Source organism: uncultured Brachyspira sp. (assembly GCF_949287625.1).
Taxonomy (GTDB): domain Bacteria; phylum Spirochaetota; class Brachyspiria; order Brachyspirales; family Brachyspiraceae; genus Brachyspira.
This window is the reverse complement of record NZ_CASEGO010000175.1, coordinates 1-3,277: the sequence shown is the minus strand read 5'-3', so window position 1 is coordinate 3,277 and position 3,277 is coordinate 1. Positions and strand designations below refer to the sequence as shown.

At 29.1% G+C, this 3,277-nt stretch carries 1 protein-coding gene; it reads left to right on the top strand.

Translation table 11 applies throughout. The annotated features are described in order from the left end of the window. The first annotated feature begins 371 nt into the window (after positions 1–371). Positions 372–3,026 (top strand): valine--tRNA ligase, encoded by a 2,655-nt coding sequence (locus Q1X91_RS15250; protein WP_300759421.1) that lies wholly within the window; start codon positions 372–374, stop codon positions 3,024–3,026. Positions 3,027–3,277 lie beyond the last annotated feature (251 nt).

Below are 3,277 nucleotides of genomic sequence, written 5' to 3'. Positions count from 1 at the left end.
TCATAAAAGAATACATTCTACTTTAAATTATGATACTCCTATGCTATACTTTAAGAAATTAAGGAATACTTAAATGCAATATGTATGGAACCCGTGCATGTTTTCAAATTAATTGTTTAAGAGACATAGATATTGCATTTAAGTATTCCTTATTAAAAAGTTATAAAATTTTTTTAGTCTCGGTTATGCTGTTTTTTTAATTCTTTTAATAAAATAGTTTTAAAACAAGTTTAATATATATTTTTTTATGAAATTATAATTTAAGAAAAATTAATATCTGTCAAAATTAGTAATTGAAAAATATTGTATATAGTATAAAATATCATATCAATTTTTAATATTATTATTGATTTATTGGAGGAAAAAAGAATATGAAACATACTTTAGAAGGAGCATATACTCCTAAAAATATCGAAGACAAATTATATAATTTCTGGAAGGAAAACGGATTTTTTCATGCAGTTATGGATAAAAATAAAGAACCATATTCTATAGTCATACCTCCTCCAAATGTTACAGGCGTACTTCATATGGGGCATGGACTTAATAATACGCTTCAGGATATACTTATAAGATTTCATAGAATGCTTGGCAAATGCACTTTATGGATGCCTGGAACTGACCATGCAGGTATTGCTACACAGAATGTTGTTGAGAGAAGATTAAAAAATGAAGGTAAAAATAAATATGATTTGGGAAGAGAGGCATTCGTAAAAAAAACTTGGGAAGTGGCTAATGAACATCACTCTATAATAGTAAAACAATTAGAAAAAATAGGCTGTTCCTGTGATTGGGAGAGAGAAAGATTTACTCTTGATGAAGGATTAAGCAATGCGGTAAGAGAAGTATTTGTTGAGCTTTATAATCAGGGTTTAATATACAGAGGAAAATATCTTATTAATTATTGTCCTAGCTGCGGTACTGCTTTGGCTAATGATGAAGTAGAACATGAAGAGGTGGCAGGAGCTTTGTATCATGTTAAATACCAAATAGACGGCACTAATGATTATATTGAAATAGCTACTACAAGACCAGAAACTATTTTGGCAGACGTTGCTATTGCTGTTCACCCAGATGATGAGAGATATGCTCATCTTACAGAAGAGAATGTTTTGATACTTCCTATAGTAGGCAGAAAATTAAGACTTGTAAAAGATACTTATGTTGATAAAGAGTTTGGTACTGGAGCTTTAAAAATAACACCTGCTCATGACCCTAATGACTTTGCTATAGCTCAAAGACATAATTTAGAGATTATCAATATATTAAATCCAGACGGTACATTCAATGAAAATACTCCTTCTCATTATCAGGGTAAAACTGTAAAAGAAGCTAGAAGTATGATTATAAAAGAGCTTGAAGAGTTGGGAGCTTTTGTTGGAAAGGATAATATCAAGCACCAAGTAGGACACTGCTACAGATGTCATAATGTTGTAGAGCCTTATTACAGCGATCAATGGTTTGTAAAAATGAAGCCTTTGGCAGAAAAAGCATACAAAGCTGTTAATGACGGTAATACAAAAATATATCCTGAAAGATGGATTAATACTTATAATCACTGGATGACTGATATCAGAGATTGGTGTATAAGCAGACAATTATGGTGGGGACATAGGATTCCAGTATGGTACTGTGATGACTGCGGCGAGATGATGGTGTCAAAAACTGACATTACAGAATGTACTAAATGTAAAAGTAAAAATATTCATCAAGATGAAGATGTACTTGATACTTGGTTTTCTTCTTGGCTATGGCCTTTTTCTACTTTCGGCTGGCCTGAAGTTAATGAAGAATTAAAATATTTTTATCCTACTACAGCACTTGTTACTGGTTATGATATATTATTCTTCTGGGTTGCTAGAATGATTATGGCTGGAGTTCATTTTATGAATGATGTGCCTTTCAAAGATGTTTATCTTAACGGACTTATAAGAGATAAAATCGGAAGAAAAATGTCTAAAAGTTTGGGAAACGGCATTGACCCTATAGAAATAATAGAAGAACATGGAGCTGATGCTTTTAGATTTACTCTATCATTTATAACTTCATTAGGAGGTCAGGATATTTGGCTTGACAGAGAACTTTTCAAAATGGGCGGAAAGTTCGCTAATAAAATATACAACAGTGCTAAATATATTTTTGGCAACATTGAAGATAATGCTAATATAAAAGATTTAGATAGTTTTGAACTTGAAAATAAGGATAAATGGATATTATCAAGACTTCAGAAAGCTATTGAAGAGACTACTAAAAAATTAAAAGAGTACAGATTTGATGAGGCTTCTCAGACTATTTATAAATTCTATTGGAATGAGTTTTGCGATTGGTATATAGAGATAAGCAAGTTTGATTTAAAAGACGAAAGCAAAAAAGAAAAAACTATTGCTGTATTATTGTATGTGCTTGAAGAGTCAATGGCTATGATTCACCCATTTATGCCTTTTATCACAGAAGAGATTTATTCTAATTTACCAAAACATAATATTGATTCAAAGGCATTGATGATTAGAGAGTATCCTAAAATTAATAATAAATATATATTTGAAGATATAGAAAAAGATTTTAACTTAATTCAGGATATAGTATCTGGAATAAGAAACTCACGTTCATCATTTAATTTACCTCCTAATAAAAAACTTGATGTAATAATACGCTACACTTCAGACTATTTTAAAAATACTTCTGAAAGCTATAAAGATATTATATCATCGCTTTCGCTTACTGAATCATTAAATATAGTTTCATCAAAAGATACTCAAAGAAATAAAGGCTCATTTGTTAAAGTATTTGAAGGCGGTGAGATAAATGTTAATCTTGTAGGCATAATAGATTTAGAAGCTGAGAAAAAAAGATTAGAAAAAGAGGCGTCTAAATATAAAAAAGATTTGGAAGCAGTAAACAAAAAACTTTCCAATGAAAATTTCATTAATAAAGCTAAACAGGAAGCTATTGACACAGAAAACAGAAAGAAAAAAGAGTTTGAAGATAAATTAAAAGGTATAGAGGAAGTTTTGTCTTCTTTATGATTTTTATAATTCTTAAATAATATTTTTAATAAAAGTAAAATTAAAAACTTGGCTTATGTTTGTTGTAAAATGTAGGTCAAGTTTTTTTAATACTTAATAAAAAAATCAAGTATTAATTATACAAATTTGATAATTAATCTTTTATTAAGAAATTTCGCAGCTTTTCTAAAGTATATAACAGAATTATTATTTTTTATTATTGCTAATAAAAATTATTCGCTAAAAATGTATAGCAAATGAATTTGCTATAC